This window comes from Novosphingobium sp. SG707 (genome assembly GCF_012275515.1).
GTDB lineage: Bacteria > Pseudomonadota > Alphaproteobacteria > Sphingomonadales > Sphingomonadaceae > Novosphingobium.
On the sequence record NZ_JAAZQL010000003.1, the window covers coordinates 536098 to 552154 of the forward strand.

A 16057-nucleotide genomic window follows, 5' to 3' on the forward strand; every position below is an offset into this window, starting at 1 on the left:
CATCATGAAAAGGCGGCTCTATGCGGGGCGATTCCTTAAAGCCCTGCGCGAGGACCATGGCCTGAAACAGGGCGCGCTGGCGCAAAGGCTGGGGATCAGCACGCCCTATCTCTCGCAATTGGAAAATGATACGCGGCCGATGACCTTGGCGCTGGCCGAAAGGGTGCGCGAAATCTTCCCGGTGGATTGGGCCGACATGGCCGAAACCCCGGTCGAGCCCATCGTCACCGAATTGCTGGAGGCCTCCGCTGATCCGTTGCTGGGCGATTTGCCCGCCGATCAGATCGAGCGCGTGGCCGACCAGTTTCCCCAATTTGCCGAGCAATTCGCCCATCTCTACCGCCTGCACAAACGCGATTCGCAGCGTCTGGCCGCGATGGATGAAGCCTTGGGGGCCGACAGCGTGTCGGGTGGCCGCCTGCCGTGGGAGGAGGTGCGCGACTGGTTCCATCTGGCCGACAATTACGTCCATCTCATCGACTCCAGCGCCGAGGCCATGGCAGGCGCCCTCTCGCGCCATTTGCCCACGCCCGACACCGCGCAATTGACCGCATGGTTCGAGCGGCGGGGCATCACCCTGCGCCATCTGCCCGGCGCGCCGATCCGCCGCTATGACGAGGCCCGCCGCGAACTGACGCTGGATGCGGGCCAGCCCCATGAGAGCCTGCGCTTCCAACTGGCCTATCAGCTTTGCGCCATCGCGCTGGCGCAGGAAATTGCCGAGACGGTGGAAAAGGGCGGGATGCGAACGCAAACCGCGCGCAATCTGCTTTCGGTGGGGCTGACCAATTATGCGGCGGGGGCGCTGTTGATGCCCTATCGCCCGTTTCGCGATGCGGCGCGGCGGCTGCGCCATGACATTGACGGCTTGCGCCAGATTTTTGGCACCAGTTTTGAACAGACCTGCCACCGCCTGTCCAACCTGCAAAGGCCGCACCAGCGCGGCGTGCCGATCGCTTTTTGCCGCATCGATATGGCGGGCAATATCACCAAGCGCCACGCGGCCAATGGTCTGCAGTTCGCCCGTTTCGGCGGCGCCTGTCCGCTGTGGATCGCGCATGAGGCGGTGGCGATCCCCGACCGTATCCATCTGCAAGTGGCCGAGATGCCCGAGGGGCGGCGCTTTGTGTTCCTTGCCAAGGGGCTGGTCAAACCCTCGGACGCCTATTTCCGCCCGCCGCGCCGTTATGCGGTGGTGCTGGGGTGTGAAGTCACGCTGGCCAGCGAGTTCATCTATGCCGACACGCTCAATCTGGAATGCGAGGAGGCGGTGGCGCGGATCGGCATTTCCTGCCGCATCTGTTCGCGCCACGATTGCCAACAGCGCGCCTATCCGCCCAATGACAAGGCCATCGACATCACCACGAACCAACGCGGCTTCATCCCCTATCGCATTCTGGATTAATAGGCGCCAATTAGTAGGCGGCCGTAAAACGTGCGTGCGGGTGCTTATGGGCCTCCAGCTCGTCGACCATGGCGATGGCATAGTCGGCAAAGCTGATCTTGCTTTCGCCCGCCTCGTCCACCACCAGATCGTCCTTGCCGCCGCGATAGGTGCCAAGGCGCGGCCCTTCGAAAATGAAGGCGGCGGGCGAGAAGAAGGTCCAGTCAATGTCGGTTACGGCGCGCAGATCGTCGAGGAAGGTGATTCCGCCCATGGCCGCGCCCTTCCACGCCTCGGGGAAGTCCGGGCCGTCGATCAGGCGCTCGCCCGAGGGCAGCTTGAGGCTGGCCGCGCCGCCCGTCACCAGCAGACGGCCCACGCCCGCCTGACGCAGGGCGGACAGCAGCGTCTGCGCCGGGACATCGAAATGCAGCGCGCTGATCACCGCATCGACGCCCGCGATCAATCCGGCCAGAGCCGCCGGGTCCGAAGCATCACCCTGCACCGCGCTTACGTCGTCGGCTGCGGGGATCGCTTCAGGCTTGCGGGCGATGGCCACCACCTGATGCCCGCGCGCGGCCAGTTCCCTGGTGATTTCCGATCCTGCGCGGCCGCTGGCGCCCAACACTGCAACTTTCATTTTTGATGCTCCATCAGGTTTCTAATGGAAACCAGGTGTGCTATGGAAACGCATCATGCAAGAGAGCACTTTTCTTTCACCAGCTTACCCGCACGTAACCACCTCGAAACGGGGCGATGTTTTCGCGCGCAATTGCCCCACCCGGCAATTGCTGGACCGGGTGGGCGATAAATGGAGCATCCTGCTGCTCGGCATGTTGGGCGAGGGGGAGATGCGCTTCAGCGCTCTCAAACGCCGGGTCGACGGCATCTCGCAAAAGATGCTGGCGCAAACCCTGCGCACGCTGGAGCGCGACGGGCTGATCACCCGCCATGTCGAACCCACTGTGCCGGTCAGCGTGACCTATGCGATCACCCCGCTGGGGCGCGAATTGCTGAGTGCGCTGCAATGGCTGATCGATTGGGCCGAAACGCGGATGGGCGCGGTGGCGCAGGCGCAGGTGGCCTATGACCTGCGCATGGCCGATTAGGCCGCGATGGCCATCTGGTTGCGCCCGGCCCCTTTGGCGCGATAGAGCGCGGCATCGGCCTGCCGAAAAGCCTCCTCGGGCGGCATGTCGGCGTTCAGCGGGGTCAGGCCGACGCTGACCGTCACCCGCACCACTTCGCCCAGAATCGAGCGCCCCTCGCTCTCGGCCAGACGGGTGCGCACCCTTTCGCAGATCAGCCCTGCCTGCTCCAGCGAGACATCGCGCAGCAGCACGCCGAATTCCTCGCCCCCCAGCCGCGCCACCACATCGCCCGCGCGCACTGTCCCGCACAGCAAGGTGGCAAACATCGTCAGGATGCGGTCGCCCGTGGCATGGCCATAGACGTCATTGATCCGCTTGAAATGATCCAGGTCGAACAGGGCCAGACAACCGCTTCCGCCCGCCTCTCTGTCGCGGGCCATGGCGCGGTCAAAGGCGCGCCGGTTGCCAAGCCCGGTCAACGGATCGGTATTGGCCTCATGCGCCAGATTTTCGATCAGCCGCCGCCGCGCCGAATTGTCGCGGATGATCGACACCGTGCCGTTGGGCACCCCGCGCCGGTCCAGCGTGGCGCACATATGGCTTTCCACCCAGGTTGATCCACCATCCTTGCGCATGACCCGGCATTCGACCGCCACGGTGCCCTCCGGCTCGCACAGCGCCTGAAAGCGGGCGTCGAACACGGCCTGCTCGTCCTCGGGATGGACCAGGTCATAAGCCGAGCGGCCCACCAGTTCCTCGGCCTGATAGCCCCATAGCCGGGCTCCTTCCTCCGATACCGAGCGCAAGGTGCCATCCAGATTGACTCGCATGATGACATCGCCGGTCCGCTCGACGATCAGTCGGTGCAGGGCTTCGGCATCGCGCAGGTTCTGCATCAGGCGGCGGCGCGATTCCAGCTCGGCCGCCACCGGCAGCAGGATCAGCACCACGCAGGCAAAATAGATCTGCAGCACCAGCAGCTTGGTCGGCATATCGAGATGCAGCAGCATCGTGGGCCCATGGCCCGTCATCGTGCCGATCAACCCGCCGCAGATCAGGACCAGCAGCGAGGCCACCGCCCCGATCCGCCCCAGCCGGAACGTGGCCGCCACCATCGGCACCAGCGGCACAACCACCAGCGGAATCCGGTTTTGCCCAAACGTGGCCAGCGTGGCCAGCGATACCGCGCCCATCAGAACCAGCGCTTCGCCCAGGCGTTCGCGGCGGAATTTGGCCGCATCCAGACGGCGGCGGCGCAGCACCAGAAAGATCGGCGGGGCAAAGGTGACGAGGCTGAGCGCATGGGCGCCGAACCAGTCGCGCCATGCGTTGAAAAAGGGGATGCCTGTGGCGCCATGGGCCGCCCACGCGCCGATAAAGGCTGAGGCGGCAGGCGCAATCACCCCGGCGACCAGCAGGAAACTGACCACATCGCGGATCGATTCAAACCGGGTAAAACGCGGAGAAAGATGGCGCAGCAGACTGGCGGCCAGCCATGCCTCGAACAATCCCGCCAGCGTCAGCGGCAGCGTATAGGCCCCGCCAAACCCGCGCAGCGCAATCGCCAGAGCCCCCGCCGGAAAGCACAGCAGCAGCGCCATGGCCCAGCGCCGATGCGGCATCGCCGCCAATGCCGAGAACAGCACCGCGCTCGCCGGCCAGACAATCGCCACCCCGCCATTGAAGCGCGTCAGCTGCAGGGCGAGCAGCGCGCTGGCGAAATAGATCGGGCACAGCAACAGGCTTTGCCCGAAATATTGCAGGAGCAAGGCGCGGACTCGAGCACTCATGGACGCACACTGCCATGCAAAAGTTTAAGAAAGCCTCGCCGCTCGCACGATCCTTTTGCGCAAGCGGCGCCCGCAGGCCGCCCATGCAAAAGGCCCCGCAGCGCCGATGCGCCACGGGGCCATTTTCCCGGAAATCGAAAAAGGCTTACTTGGCCTTGTTGACTTCCGCGACGATCTTCTTGGCAGCGTCGCCCAGATCGTTGGCCGCCACGATGGGCAGGCCCGAATTGTTGAGCAGTTCCTTGCCCAGTTCGACGTTGGTGCCTTCGAGGCGAACCACCAGCGGAACCGACAGGTTGACGTCCTTGGCTGCGGCGATGATGCCCGCGGCAATGACGTCGCACTTCATGATGCCGCCAAAGATGTTGACCAGAATGCCTTCGACCGCCGGGTCCGACAGAATGATCTTGAAGGCCGCCGTCACCTTCTCGGTGGTGGCGCCGCCACCCACGTCGAGGAAGTTGGCCGGGAAGGCGCCGTTGAGCTTGATGATGTCCATCGTCGCCATGGCCAGGCCCGCGCCGTTCACCATGCAGCCGATGTTGCCGTCGAGCTTGATGTAGGCCAGGTCATACTTGCTGGCTTCGATTTCGGCCGGATCTTCTTCGGTTTCGTCGCGCATCGCGAACACGTCGGGGTGACGGAACAGCGCGTTCGAATCGAAGCTCATCTTGGTGTCGAGCACCAGCAGGTTGCCGTTCACGTCTTCAACCAGCGGGTTGATTTCGAGCATCGAGCAGTCGAGCGACACGAAAGCGTCGAACAGCTGCTTGGCCAGAACCTGCGCCTGCTTGTTGGTGTCGCCCTTCAGCTTGAGCGCGAAGGCGATCGAGCGGCCGTGGTGCGGCTGGAAGCCGGTGGCCGGGTCGATGGTGACCGTGGTGATCTTTTCGGGCGTGTCATGGGCGACGGCTTCGATGTCCATGCCGCCTTCGGTCGACACGATGAAGGCGACGCGGCCGGTGGCGCGATCGACCAGCAGCGAGATGTAATATTCCTTGGCGATGTCAACGCCGTCGGTGACATACAGGCGGTTGACCTGCTTGCCCGCTTCGCCGGTCTGCACGGTCACCAGCGTGTTGCCGAGCATTTCCTTGGCGTGCGATTCGACTTCTTCGAGGCTCTTGGCCAGACGGACGCCGCCCTTGGCGTCGGCGGGCAGTTCCTTGAACTTGCCCTTGCCGCGGCCACCGGCGTGGATCTGCGACTTCACAACATAGAGCGGCCCGGGCAGTTGCTTGGCGCCTGCAACGGCTTCTTCAACGGACAGGGCCGGATAGCCCGCCGGAATGGCAACGCCGAACTTGGCCAGCAGTTCCTTGCCCTGATACTCATGGACGTTCATCGGTGCTTCTCGCTATTGCAGGCCTGATGGCCCTTTGGTCGGCGGCGGGCTAAGCACAGGTGATGGGCGATGGGAAGGGAAAGATGTGCTAATCATTCTTAATTGCAAACTTTCCTATCGACGGGCCGCCGATGCTTGATCGCGCGCGTCTCGAAGCCATTGTCCGCCGGGCCGGGCAGATCGCCATGGAACAATGGCCGGGCGATAACAAATCGCTGGAAATTTTTGGAAAATCGGACGGAAGCCCCGTGTCGAGCGCCGATCTGGCGGTCGATGCCTTTCTGCGTACGCAATTGCATGACCTGCTGCCCAGCGCGGGCTGGCTGTCGGAAGAAACCATCGATGCGCCGAATCAGCGCGAGGGCGAACTGGTCTGGCTGGTCGATCCCATCGACGGGACGCGCGATTTCATCCGGGGGCGCACCGGCTGGGCGATTTCGGTGGCGCTGGTCAGCAACCACCGGCCTCTGCTGGCGATGCTGCACGCCCCCGCGCGCAATGAATTCTGGCAGGCCGAGGCCGGGCACGGCGCCTTTTGCAATGGCGCGCGGCTTTCCGCCTCGACGCGGGGGCAATTGTCGGGCGCGCGCGTTCCCACACGCAATCTTTCCGCCGAGGATGCCGATATGGCAATGGTGGATCAGCCCAATTCCATCGCCCTGCGCATTGCCATGGTGGCCGCCGACCGGGCCGATCTGGTGGCAACACTGCGCTGGGGCTATGAGTGGGATATTGCCGCCGCCGCCCTGATCGCGCGCGAGGCGGGCGCGGCGATCAGCGACGCGCAGGGGGGCAAGCTCAATTACAACAAGCTGGATCCGCGCGTGTTCGGCGTGGCGGTCTCGGCGCCCGCGATCCATGCCGATCTCATCGAGCGTTTGGCCGAGCGCGCGCGTCTGCTCTCGCAGCGGCCGTAAGCGCCCATGAAAAAAGGCGGCCCGTTGCCGGACCGCCCCTTTTCGCCATTCCTGAAACGATTAACGCTTCGAGAACTGGAAGCTGCGGCGAGCCTTGGCGCGGCCGTACTTCTTACGTTCGACGACGCGCGGGTCGCGGGTCAGGAAGCCTGCAGCCTTGACGGCGCCGCGCAGGGCGGGCTCGAACTTGGCCAGAGCCTGGGCGATACCGTGCTTCACAGCGCCGGCCTGACCCGAGAGACCGCCACCCTTGACGGTGCAGACCACGTCATACTGGCCCGAACGGTCAGCCACGCCGAAGGGCTGGTTGATCACGAGACGCAGGGTCGGACGGGCGAAGTAGGTTTCCTGATCGCGACCGTTGACGGTGATCTTGCCGGTGCCGGGCTTGATCCACACGCGGGCCACGGCGTCCTTACGACGACCGGTGGCATACGAACGGCCCTGAGCGTCAACTTCGCGAGCGCGAAGCGGAGCGGCAGGAGCAGCGGCAACCGGAGCGGCGGTGCCGATTTCGGCCAGAGCGGAGAATTCTTCAGACATTACGCACCAACCTTGTTCTTGCGGTTCAGGGCAGCGACGTCCAGCGGCTGAGGCTGGGTGCCGGCGTGCGGGTGCTCGGCACCAGCGTAGAGGTGCAGGGCACGCATCTGCTGACGGCCCAGAGGACCGCGCGGAATCATGCGTTCCACAGCCTTCTCGATCACGCGCTCGGGGAAGCGGCCTTCCAGAACCTTGGCAGCGGTCACTTCCTTGATGCCGCCGGCATAACCGGTGTGCTTGTAGTACACCTTGTTCTTCAGCTTGTTGCCGGTCAGACGCACCTTGTCGGCGTTGATGACGACAACATGATCGCCGGTGTCAACGTGGGGCGTAAAGGTGGGCTTGTGCTTGCCGCGCAGCGTGTTGGCGATGATGACGGCAAGACGGCCGAGCACCAGACCTTCGGCATCGATCAGATGCCACTTCTTTTCCACCTCAGCCGGCTTGACCGACCGGGTGACCTTGGTGAGAGCCTTCATGGCTTTGGTTCCCGTATAAATGACGACCCCGCCACGCGGTCGCGGCGGGGGGTGTGGCGGCGCTAATGTTGCAAATGGCCCCAAGAGTCAAGCATTCTGGGCTTTTCAGGGTACGGTAAAATAATACCGCTTGTTTTTCACCCTTTCAGCGCGCCCAGCCAGGCCATGGTCGCGGGCAGCGAAAGCGTGCATTCCCAGCCCAGAATCGCCGGCTCCTCATAAGGATGCAGGCCCCGCAGGCGCTCGATGCACCTTTCGCGCAGATCGGCATTGGTCTTAAAGAGCACCCCGACCTCGGCCCCTTCATGCACCGCGCCCTGCCATGCATAGACCGATTCCATCGCAGGCAGGATATTGGCGCAGGCCGCAAGGCCCCCCTCGACCAGCGCGCGCGAGACTGCCTTTGCGCTCTGCGCATCGGGAAAGGGACACCAGATCAGTACAGGAACAGGTACGCTCACGACCAGCGCTCGCTGCCCAGCGCGTGCATACCCCAGACCGTGGCCACCACCAGCAGCGCGCCCACCAGTTGATGCGCCACCGCCAGGGGGATCGACACGCCGCTCATCACCGTGGCGATGCCCAGCAGGATCTGGGTGCCAAAAGCGCTGTGAATGGCGATCGAGGGCTCACGCCGCCCGCGCTGTTTCAGCGCCCGCGCCAGCACCACCAGCACGCCGACCACCACCCACGCCCACCAGCGGTGCAGGAAATGGACAATCGCCGGATCGCCGGTGACGGCCTGCAGGAAAGTCTCGCCGGTCTGGGTCGGGCCGGGCCAGATATGGCCGTTCATCAGCGGCCATTCATCGGTGACATGACCCGCGCGCAGGCCTGCGGTGAACGCCCCCCAGATCAGCTGTACCGCCAGCACCAGCCCCGCCAGCGCTCCCAGACCTGTCAACCGGCTGCGCTTCTGCCCGCGCGCCAGCGCCTGCAGGTCGAGCGCCGTCCACACCAGCCCGGCCAGCGTAAACAGTGCCACGCCCAGATGGGTGGCAAGACGCAGGTGGCTGACCTTCACATCATGGGCAATGCCCGATTTGACCATCCACCAGCCGACCGCCCCCTGCAACCCGCCCAGCGCCAACAGCGCCACCAGCCGCAGGTGATAGCCCGAGGGAATCTGGCGCCGGACCCAGAAGATCACCAGCGGCAGCGCAAAGACCAGCCCGATCCCGCGTGCCAGCAGCCGGTGCACCCATTCCCAGAAGAAGATCATCTTATAGGTGGCCAGCGTCATGCCCGCCGGGCCGTTGATCAATATATATTGCGGGGTGGCACGATATTTGGCGAATTCGGCCTCCCATGCGGCCTGCGTCAACGGGGGCAGGGCGCCGCTGACCGGCTTCCATTCGGTGATCGAGACGCCCGATTCGGTCAGGCGCGTGATGCCTCCCACCACGACAATGCCCGCCACCAGCGCGGCCACGGCCCAAAGCCAGCGCGCCACCAGCAAGGGACGGGCGTTGGACGTTTGTTTCATTCCTTTGATCCTGCATTCCGGGCCATGCCCGCGATGGGCGGGGGCGGGGGCCTTGATCCAATGAATGACATTTTATCGCAAGGGCCTGCCGGGGCAGGATTTAAAAAAATGGCCGGGCTTGAAAAGACAGAAACGCTTGCCACATGATACATTATCACATATCGGAAGCCCCATGTTCGCCCCCACCCTTGCCCTGATTCGTGCCCGGCTTGATCGCCTTGGCGTTGCGCTTTCGGCGCTGTGCCTGATCCATTGCGTGTCGGGCGTCGTGCTGGTGGGCCTGCTGGGGATTGGCGGCGGGTTGCTGCTTGATCCGCGGGTGCATGAATATGGTCTGGCGGCCGCGATTGCGATCGGCGCGCTGGGGCTGGGCTTTGGTCTGGCGCGGCATGGGCGGCGCGAACCGCTGATCATGGGCTGCGTCGGACTGGTGCTGATGGCGATGGGGCTGGCCGTGCCGCATGGCCTGCCGGAAATGGCGATGACCATTCCGGGCGTCATTCTTCTCGCTTTTGCCCACATCCGGAACTTGCGCCACGCGGCCTGACGCGCAATAGCGCGAGGCATGAGCGAAACGATCTCCCTGACAGTGAATGGCGAGCCGCGCCGGATTGCCCATGGCGCCAGCGTGGCCGACCTTGTGGCCGATATCGGCCTTAATCCGGCGAAGGTGGCGGTGGAGCGCAATGCGATCATCGTCCCGCGCAGCACGCTGGCCGATGTGGCGCTGGCCGATGGCGATGTGCTGGAGATCGTGCATTTTGTGGGAGGTGGTGACGTGAGTGCAGATGACACTTGGACCGTTGCGGGTCGCACTTTCCGGTCGCGCCTGATTGTCGGCACCGGCAAGTACAAGGATTTTGCCCAGAACGCCGCCGCGCTGGAGGCATCGGGCGCGGAAATCGTCACCGTGGCGGTGCGCCGCGTTAACGTGTCGGACCCCAAGGCGCCCATGCTGACCGACTTCATCGACCCCAAAAAGGTTACTTACCTGCCCAACACCGCAGGCTGCTTTACCGCCGAGGATGCGATCCGCACTTTGCGTCTGGCGCGTGAGGCTGGCGGCTGGGATCTGGTCAAGCTGGAGGTGCTGGGCGAGGCGCGCACGCTTTACCCCGACATGCGCGAAACCCTGAAGGCGACCGAGGTGCTGGCCCAGGAAGGCTTCCTGCCGATGGTCTATTGCGTCGATGATCCGATCGCTGCCAAGCAGTTGGAAGAAGCGGGCGCCGTGGCGGTGATGCCTTTGGGCGCGCCGATCGGCTCTGGGCTTGGCATTCAGAACAAGGTGACGATCCGCCTCATCGTCGAGGGCGCCAAAGTGCCGGTGCTGGTCGATGCTGGCGTGGGCACCGCTTCGGATGCGGCCGTGGCGATGGAGCTGGGCGTGGACGGCGTGTTGATGAACACCGCCATTGCCGAGGCCCGCGACCCCATCCGCATGGCCCGCGCGATGCGTCTGGCCGTCGAGGCCGGGCGCGACGCTTATCTTGCCGGGCGTATGGCCACGCGCAAATATGCCGATCCCTCCAGCCCGCTGGCTGGCATGATCTAAGGCGACATCGGCATTCTCTAAACAAATAGGGCGGGGGCGCTAATGGGCGCCCCCTATGACTTTCTTTAAGATGGTTAACGTCTTTTCAAGACCTTGAGCGCAATTTGAACCTGAGGCCGGGAATCGTCCGGGCCGAGGGATCACGAAGATGGCACATACGGGAACGGCCACGCTCGCAATCGCCGAACTGCGCGAATTTGCCGGTTTCACGCCTTGCGAACAGCGTTACATCAAGCGCAGCCTCGATGTGGGGCTAGGGCGTCAGGACGCTTTCAAGCTGTGGGCGCGCGATGCGGCGGAAAGTGCCAGCATCCGCAGCCAATATGTGATCTATCAGGAATTGAAGGCCCTGCGCGGCGAAAAACCCTGCGAAACCAACCTCGATGCGCTCGAAAGCTTTCTGGGCAAACTGGTGCGGCTGACCGCCTTCGATCTGGCGCAGGAAAAGATCACCGGATTTTCGGCCTATCGCTTTTTGTACGAGCGCCTGCTGGGGGCTGATATCCGCCCTTGGCTGCCTTCGGCTTTCTGCGCCGCGGCGGCGCTGCCCCAGATCCGGCCCGAACGGCGCAAGAAACTGTTGCAATCGATCAGCGAAGCGGCGGCCACCGCGCCGGGCTGGTCCACCCGCGAACCGGCTTTTTATCCTGAATGGGTGGATAAGGAAGCGGCCTGAGGGCGGCGTAAAAAGTTTCGGCATCAAGAAAGGCGCGAGGGGCATTCCTTCGCGCCTTTCTTGTATCTGCGCTTATGGGGCCGGGCAAAACAAAGGGCGCGAAGAGGATTGCCCTTCGCGCCCTTGCCTGCCCGCCGCCCGATCAGGCGGGGGTGTATTCGCCCAGCAGCCTGCGGGCCATTTCGCGCACTTCGGCACCCATGTCCTCGCGCTGCAGCGCCAGAGCCAGCGTGGCCTCGACAAAGCCCACCTTCGAGCCGCAGTCATAGCGCTTGCCCTCAAAGGTGACGGCGTGGAACGGCTGGTGACCGATCATCTGCGCCATGGCGTCGGTCAGCTGGATTTCGCCTCCCGCGCCCTTGCCCTGCGTTTCCAGCACGGTCATCACTTCGGGTTGAAGGATATAGCGGCCCGAAATGATCAGGTTCGAGGGCGCCGCCTCCACCTTGGGCTTTTCGACAAGGCCGGTCACCTCGGTCAGATCGCCCTCGGACTTGCCCGGCGCGATCACACCATAGGACGACACTTCCTCACGCGGGACTTCGAGCACCGAGATCAGATTGCCGCCGGTCTTGTGATAGGCTTCGACCATCTGCTTCATGCAGCCTTTCTTGCCGATCATCAGCTCGTCGGGCAGGAAAATCGCAAAAGGTTCATTGCCGATCACGGCGCGCGCGCACCAGATCGCATGGCCCAGGCCCATCGGCACCTGCTGACGCACGGTGACCAGATTGCCCGGCTTGATGCGGGTGGGTTCGAGCACGTCGAGCGACTTGCCGCGCCCTTCCATCGTGGCTTCAAGTTCGAACGCCGTGTCGAAATGTTCGACGATGGCGGTCTTGCCGCGGCCGGTCACAAAGATGAGCTGTTCGATGCCCGCTTCGCGCGCTTCATCGACGGCGTATTGGATCAAAGGACGATCAACGATAGGCAGCATTTCCTTGGGGATCGCCTTGGTCGCGGGCAAAAAGCGCGTCCCAAGGCCTGCCACTGGAAATACCGCCTTGCGGACGGGCTTGATTTCACGCGAATGCATCATCATTTCTCGCTTTCGTTCCCGACTTCTTATCTGAAGTAGCTGTAGGTTTACCTAAAATACAAGTTCTACAACTTGGTTAATTTTTTCGACCCAGCCTTTCGCAGTCCGCCCCCAGCCTTTCACAATCGGCCCATTGCCGACAGCACAAATGCCTCCTAAACGGTGGCGATGGACAAAATCATCATTCGCGGTGGCAAGCGACTTTCCGGAGCCATTCCGGTGTCGGGAGCCAAGAATTCGGCCCTCACCCTGCTGCCTTGCGCGCTGCTGACCGAGGAACCCCTGACCTTGCGCAATCTGCCGCGTCTGGCCGACGTGGACGGGTTTCAGCATCTATTGAACCAGTTCGGCGTTTCTACGTCCATCGCGGGGACAAGGCCAGAGGATTTTGGTCGGGTTATGACCCTTCAGGCCACGCGCCTGACCAGCACGACCGCGCCTTATGAGCTGGTGCGCAAGATGCGCGCCTCGATTCTCGTGCTTGGCCCCTTGTTGGCCCGCGCGGGCGAGGCGACCGTCTCGCTGCCCGGCGGCTGCGCCATCGGCAATCGCCCGATCGACCTGCATTTGAAGGTTTTGGAGGCATTCGGGGCCACGATCGAGCTGACTTCGGGCTATGTCCGCGCGATTGCGCCCGATGGCGGGCTGCCCGGCGGGCGCTATGCTTTCCCGGTGGTGTCGGTGGGCGCGACGGAAAACGCGCTGATGGCGGCCAGCATGGCCAATGGCACCTGCCGCCTGCACAATGCGGCGCGCGAACCCGAAATCGTCGATCTTTGCAACCTACTGGTGGCGATGGGCGCCCAGATCGAGGGCATTGGCACTTCGGAACTTACCATTCACGGTGTAAAGCGCCTGCATGGTGCAACCTATCAGGTTATGCCGGACCGTATCGAAGCTGGCTCCTATGCCTGCGCCGCCGCGATCACCGGGGGCGAGGTCGAATTGCTGGGCGCGCGCGCCGATGAAATGGACGCAACGCTGGCCGCGCTGCGCGAGGCGGGCGTGCATATCGAACCGCGCAAAGACAGCATTTTCGTGGCCGCCAATGGCCCGATCCGCCCCGTTACCGTTTCAACCGCGCCCTATCCCGGTTTCGCCACGGATATGCAGGCCCAGTTGATGGCCATGCTGACCCGTGCCGAGGGCACCAGCGTGCTGACCGAAACGATCTTTGAAAACCGCTATATGCACGTGCCGGAATTGACCCGCATGGGCGCGCGGATCGAGACCAAGGGCCGCGTGGCAATCGTCCATGGCGTGCCGCGCCTGACCGGGGCCGAAGTGATGGCGACCGACCTGCGCGCTTCGATGAGTCTGGTGATTGCAGGGCTGGCCGCCGAGGGGCAGACCACGGTCCACCGCCTCTACCACCTTGACCGTGGTTATGAGCGGCTGGAAGAGAAATTCGCTCTGCTGGGCGCCGAGATCGAGCGCGTCGGCGGCGATTGAGTTGGGGACCCGGCGGTTATTCGAACCGCCGGGTCAACCCTGCGTTATCGGCGCGCCTCGACATAGCGGCAGCGCTTTTTCGCGGTGATCGTGCGGTCGATCGCGCGGCCCGCAAAGGCGCCGCCCACCGCACCCGCCACCAGCCCGACCGGACCGCCCAGCGCGGCATGGCCCACCAAGGCGCCGCCTGCGCCGCCCGCGATCAGGCCCGCCGTGCCGCTCGACTTGCGGCAAACCTTGACCACGCGCTTGGCAGGGCGGGCTTCGGCCATCACGGGCGCTGCCACCACCGCCAGCGCCGAGGACATGGCGATCAATTTGATGAAATTCGGCATAAGGCGTCTCCTGTTTTGACTTGGCTGACGCCATAAAGCGCCAACCAAGTTCAACTCAAGATGAACGGTTTTTACGACGAACCGTTCCTGATGGTTTAAGGTTTAACCGGAGTTTCGACATCGTGGCAGCGCTGCTTGGCGGTCAGCGTGCGTTCGATCGCCTGTCCGGCAAAGGCGCCCGCGGCCGCGCCGCCCGCCGTGCCCAACACGCCCTTGTCGATCACCTTGTTGCCCAAAACCGCGCCCAGCGCGGCGCCCGCCACGGCTCCGGTGGTCGAACTGGTGGTGTCGCAGACGCGGGTTTTCTGCATCACCGGCGCCGGGCTGGCCGCGGCCATCGGGGCGGGAGAGGCGGCTGCAACCGGCTTGTGCTTGACCGCCTTCTTCTTCGTCGCGGCCAGAGCAGGCTGGCTGCACAGTGCGCAGGCCAGCAGGGCGAGGCTCGAAATCGCGTGAATCTTGCGCATGAAAAATCCCCCTCCATTTCACCTGTCACCGCAGATGTACGGATATGCCAAGGGCCCCGCAGCGATGACTATGGTTAATCTAGGTATTTTAGCCTAGGGCAGGGCGTGTATCAACCGCGACGAATGGTTGAGTGACCAGCCAGATCCGCACCGCCCCGGCCAGTCCGGGAGGGGTGTCGCAGGCAATCCTTTCCGCATCGATTCGCGCCACCAGCGCATTGACCGACACGCCCTCACGCGTCGCCGCATCGCGCAGCATATCCCAGAACAGGGGTTCAAGGCTGATCGAGGTCTTGTGCCCGGCGATTTCGACCGAGCGTTTGACAGGGGGGTGATAAGGTAGCGGCATGGGGGGGAGTGTAGTGGCGGGGGAGAGGAAGGGAAAGATGCCTCCGGCGGGCAAAGGGCGGGGGCCCTTTGCAATCCCGTTAATGGATGGCGCTTGGCTGGCGGGGGGCGGCCAAGAATTTAAAAGCCTGCGGCGCGGTAGAGTCATCTCTGTTTGCGCCGCAGGTTCATAAATCATCGAGTCCGACACTCAACGTCTAAACCCTGGCGCAACAAAGACAGTATCGGGGAGCCACGAGGGGCCAGTCCCTCGTGATTCACTTGTCTTAAAGCACAAAAAAGCGCGAGCCTTTCGACCCGCGCCCTTTCCTCGCATCACGAAAACCGCGATTCGATCAATACATATGCTGCCCGCCGTTGATGCTCATGGTCGAGCCGGTGACAAAGCCCGCGTCCTCGCTGCACAGGAAAGCCACGCCGCGCGCGATTTCCTCGGCATGGCCAAGGCGGCCCACCGGGATCTTGGCGACGATCTTTTCCAGCACCGGCGCGGGGACGGCGGCCACCATTTCAGTGTCGATATAGCCGGGCGCGATGGCGTTGACGGTCACGCCGAACTTGGCGCCTTCCTGGGCCAGCGCCTTGGTGAAGCCGTGGATGCCTGATTTGGCGGCGGCATAATTGACCTGGCCATACTGGCCCGCCTGACCGTTGATCGAGCCGATGTTGACGATGCGGCCCCATCCGCGCTCGCGCATGCCGGGGAAAGTGGCCTTGGCCATGTTGAAACAGCCGCCAAGGTTGACGCGGATCACCTCGTTCCAGTTTTCGAAAGTCATGCGATGCAGCACGCCGTCGCGCGTGATGCCCGCATTGTTGACCACAACGTCGACCGGGCCCAGATCGGCCTCGACTTGCGCCACCCCGGCCAGAGTGGCCTCATGATCGCCCACATCCCATTTATAGGCGGCAATGCCCGTCGCTTCGGTGAAGGCCTTGGCCTTTTCATCATTGCCCGCGTAATTCGCTGCAACCGTATACCCCAGATCCTTGAGCGCGAGGCTGATCGCCTCACCAATGCCCCGCGTACCACCTGTAACGATTGCCACTCGCGTCATGCATTCCCTCCAGAAGAAATCGGCCAGAAAACAGCAGATGCCCAAGTGCTATCGGCGCAATGCGACAGAGGCAAGTAAGATAGAAGGATGAG

Annotated in this window: 19 protein-coding genes; 7 read left to right on the plus strand and 12 right to left on the minus strand. The window is 63.6% G+C overall.

The window, feature by feature from the left end; translation table 11 throughout:
• The first annotated feature begins 4 nt into the window (after positions 1-4).
• Positions 5-1405, plus strand: coding sequence for a helix-turn-helix transcriptional regulator (locus tag FHW92_RS11265; protein WP_168603335.1), 1401 nt, complete (start codon positions 5-7; stop codon positions 1403-1405).
• A 10-nt stretch (positions 1406-1415) separates the two neighbouring features.
• On the opposite strand, the gene FHW92_RS11270 is transcribed toward FHW92_RS11265, so the two are convergent.
• Positions 1416-2024, minus strand: a complete 609-nt coding sequence (locus tag FHW92_RS11270) for an NAD(P)-dependent oxidoreductase (protein WP_168603336.1) — start codon at positions 2022-2024, stop codon at positions 1416-1418.
• Positions 2025-2079: 55 nt separating this feature from the next.
• Here FHW92_RS11270 and FHW92_RS11275 point away from each other — a divergent pair, with 55 nt between their 5' ends.
• A complete protein-coding gene (locus tag FHW92_RS11275) occupies positions 2080-2493 on the plus strand; it encodes a helix-turn-helix domain-containing protein (protein ID WP_168603337.1) in 414 nt (137 codons plus the stop codon).
• Here the strand turns inward: FHW92_RS11275 and FHW92_RS11280 are convergent.
• A complete protein-coding gene (locus FHW92_RS11280; protein ID WP_168603338.1) occupies positions 2490-4265 on the minus strand; it encodes a sensor domain-containing diguanylate cyclase in 1776 nt (591 codons plus the stop codon). The two genes, FHW92_RS11275 and FHW92_RS11280, sit on opposite strands and share 4 nt — an antisense overlap.
• A gap of 145 nt (positions 4266-4410) precedes the next feature.
• Positions 4411-5610: an ADP-forming succinate--CoA ligase subunit beta gene (sucC, locus tag FHW92_RS11285; protein WP_168603339.1), complete on the minus strand. Its 1200-nt coding sequence runs from the start codon at positions 5608-5610 to the stop codon at positions 4411-4413.
• A gap of 131 nt (positions 5611-5741) precedes the next feature.
• Here sucC and FHW92_RS11290 point away from each other — a divergent pair, with 131 nt between their 5' ends.
• Positions 5742-6527: a 3'(2'),5'-bisphosphate nucleotidase CysQ gene (locus FHW92_RS11290; protein ID WP_168603340.1), complete on the plus strand. Its 786-nt coding sequence runs from the start codon at positions 5742-5744 to the stop codon at positions 6525-6527.
• 60 nt (positions 6528-6587) lie between these two features.
• On the opposite strand, the gene rpsI is transcribed toward FHW92_RS11290, so the two are convergent.
• The 4 genes from rpsI to FHW92_RS11310 all read right to left on the minus strand — a co-directional run bounded on the left by rpsI (position 6588) and on the right by FHW92_RS11310 (position 9035).
• Entirely contained in the window at positions 6588-7070 is a 483-nt protein-coding gene (gene rpsI / locus FHW92_RS11295) for a 30S ribosomal protein S9 (protein WP_168603341.1), read from the minus strand.
• Positions 7070-7549, minus strand: coding sequence for a 50S ribosomal protein L13 (rplM, locus tag FHW92_RS11300; RefSeq protein ID WP_168603342.1), 480 nt, complete (start codon positions 7547-7549; stop codon positions 7070-7072). The genes rpsI and rplM overlap by 1 nt, the downstream gene beginning before the upstream one ends.
• Positions 7550-7686: 137 nt before the next feature.
• Positions 7687-8010, minus strand: a complete 324-nt coding sequence (gene cutA, locus FHW92_RS11305; protein ID WP_349237674.1) for a divalent-cation tolerance protein CutA — start codon at positions 8008-8010, stop codon at positions 7687-7689.
• Entirely contained in the window at positions 8007-9035 is a 1029-nt protein-coding gene (locus FHW92_RS11310; RefSeq protein ID WP_168603343.1) for a COX15/CtaA family protein, read from the minus strand. The genes cutA and FHW92_RS11310 overlap by 4 nt, the downstream gene beginning before the upstream one ends.
• A gap of 172 nt (positions 9036-9207) precedes the next feature.
• Here FHW92_RS11310 and FHW92_RS11315 point away from each other — a divergent pair, with 172 nt between their 5' ends.
• The 3 genes from FHW92_RS11315 to FHW92_RS11325 all read left to right on the plus strand — a co-directional run bounded on the left by FHW92_RS11315 (position 9208) and on the right by FHW92_RS11325 (position 11266).
• On the plus strand, positions 9208-9582 hold the full coding sequence (locus tag FHW92_RS11315; RefSeq protein WP_168603344.1) for a MerC domain-containing protein: 375 nt from the start codon (positions 9208-9210) through the stop codon (positions 9580-9582).
• 18 nt (positions 9583-9600) lie between these two features.
• Positions 9601-10590 (plus strand): sulfur carrier protein ThiS, encoded by a 990-nt coding sequence (thiS, locus tag FHW92_RS11320; protein WP_168603345.1) that lies wholly within the window; start codon positions 9601-9603, stop codon positions 10588-10590.
• 148 nt (positions 10591-10738) lie between these two features.
• Positions 10739-11266: a hypothetical protein gene (locus FHW92_RS11325; protein ID WP_168603346.1), complete on the plus strand. Its 528-nt coding sequence runs from the start codon at positions 10739-10741 to the stop codon at positions 11264-11266.
• 142 nt (positions 11267-11408) lie between these two features.
• Here the strand turns inward: FHW92_RS11325 and galU are convergent, their stop codons facing one another.
• On the minus strand, positions 11409-12305 hold the full coding sequence (gene galU, locus FHW92_RS11330; protein ID WP_168603347.1) for a UTP--glucose-1-phosphate uridylyltransferase GalU: 897 nt from the start codon (positions 12303-12305) through the stop codon (positions 11409-11411).
• Between the two features lie 168 nt (positions 12306-12473).
• On the opposite strand from galU, the gene murA reads away from it, so the two are divergent.
• Positions 12474-13757, plus strand: coding sequence for a UDP-N-acetylglucosamine 1-carboxyvinyltransferase (gene murA, locus FHW92_RS11335; RefSeq protein WP_168603348.1), 1284 nt, complete (start codon positions 12474-12476; stop codon positions 13755-13757).
• Between the two features lie 44 nt (positions 13758-13801).
• Here murA and FHW92_RS11340 read toward each other — a convergent pair whose 3' ends face one another.
• From FHW92_RS11340 to phbB, 4 genes are all read right to left on the minus strand, one after another.
• Complete coding sequence (locus FHW92_RS11340) at positions 13802-14092, minus strand: hypothetical protein (RefSeq protein WP_168603349.1); 291 nt, start codon at positions 14090-14092, stop codon at positions 13802-13804.
• 95 nt (positions 14093-14187) lie between these two features.
• Positions 14188-14559: a glycine zipper 2TM domain-containing protein gene (locus FHW92_RS11345; protein WP_246870066.1), complete on the minus strand. Its 372-nt coding sequence runs from the start codon at positions 14557-14559 to the stop codon at positions 14188-14190.
• Between the two features lie 88 nt (positions 14560-14647).
• A complete protein-coding gene (locus FHW92_RS11350) occupies positions 14648-14908 on the minus strand; it encodes a ribbon-helix-helix domain-containing protein (protein WP_168603350.1) in 261 nt (86 codons plus the stop codon).
• 334 nt (positions 14909-15242) lie between these two features.
• Positions 15243-15965: an acetoacetyl-CoA reductase gene (gene phbB, locus FHW92_RS11355; protein ID WP_168603351.1), complete on the minus strand. Its 723-nt coding sequence runs from the start codon at positions 15963-15965 to the stop codon at positions 15243-15245.
• Positions 15966-16057: the final 92 nt, after the last annotated feature.

What these genes read in the sequence shown, in the direction of transcription:
- FHW92_RS11310 (WP_168603343.1), bottom strand. Translation starts at nt 9,035, where the DNA reads ATGAAACAAACGTCCAACGCCCGTCCCTTGCTGGTGGCGCGCTGGCTT.
- FHW92_RS11350 (WP_168603350.1), bottom strand. Translation starts at nt 14,908, where the DNA reads ATGCCGCTACCTTATCACCCCCCTGTCAAACGCTCGGTCGAAATCGCC.
- FHW92_RS11290 (WP_168603340.1), top strand. Translation starts at nt 5,742, where the DNA reads ATGCTTGATCGCGCGCGTCTCGAAGCCATTGTCCGCCGGGCCGGGCAG.
- FHW92_RS11315 (WP_168603344.1), top strand. Translation starts at nt 9,208, where the DNA reads ATGTTCGCCCCCACCCTTGCCCTGATTCGTGCCCGGCTTGATCGCCTT.
- sucC (WP_168603339.1), bottom strand. Translation starts at nt 5,610, where the DNA reads ATGAACGTCCATGAGTATCAGGGCAAGGAACTGCTGGCCAAGTTCGGC.
- FHW92_RS11280 (WP_168603338.1), bottom strand. Translation starts at nt 4,265, where the DNA reads ATGAGTGCTCGAGTCCGCGCCTTGCTCCTGCAATATTTCGGGCAAAGC.
- rplM (WP_168603342.1), bottom strand. Translation starts at nt 7,549, where the DNA reads ATGAAGGCTCTCACCAAGGTCACCCGGTCGGTCAAGCCGGCTGAGGTG.
- murA (WP_168603348.1), top strand. Translation starts at nt 12,474, where the DNA reads ATGGACAAAATCATCATTCGCGGTGGCAAGCGACTTTCCGGAGCCATT.
- galU (WP_168603347.1), bottom strand. Translation starts at nt 12,305, where the DNA reads ATGATGCATTCGCGTGAAATCAAGCCCGTCCGCAAGGCGGTATTTCCA.
- FHW92_RS11325 (WP_168603346.1), top strand. Translation starts at nt 10,739, where the DNA reads ATGGCACATACGGGAACGGCCACGCTCGCAATCGCCGAACTGCGCGAA.
- phbB (WP_168603351.1), bottom strand. Translation starts at nt 15,965, where the DNA reads ATGACGCGAGTGGCAATCGTTACAGGTGGTACGCGGGGCATTGGTGAG.
- thiS (WP_168603345.1), top strand. Translation starts at nt 9,601, where the DNA reads ATGAGCGAAACGATCTCCCTGACAGTGAATGGCGAGCCGCGCCGGATT.
- FHW92_RS11270 (WP_168603336.1), bottom strand. Translation starts at nt 2,024, where the DNA reads ATGAAAGTTGCAGTGTTGGGCGCCAGCGGCCGCGCAGGATCGGAAATC.
- FHW92_RS11340 (WP_168603349.1), bottom strand. Translation starts at nt 14,092, where the DNA reads ATGCCGAATTTCATCAAATTGATCGCCATGTCCTCGGCGCTGGCGGTG.
- FHW92_RS11265 (WP_168603335.1), top strand. Translation starts at nt 5, where the DNA reads ATGAAAAGGCGGCTCTATGCGGGGCGATTCCTTAAAGCCCTGCGCGAG.
- rpsI (WP_168603341.1), bottom strand. Translation starts at nt 7,070, where the DNA reads ATGTCTGAAGAATTCTCCGCTCTGGCCGAAATCGGCACCGCCGCTCCG.
- FHW92_RS11345 (WP_246870066.1), bottom strand. Translation starts at nt 14,559, where the DNA reads ATGCGCAAGATTCACGCGATTTCGAGCCTCGCCCTGCTGGCCTGCGCA.
- FHW92_RS11275 (WP_168603337.1), top strand. Translation starts at nt 2,080, where the DNA reads ATGCAAGAGAGCACTTTTCTTTCACCAGCTTACCCGCACGTAACCACC.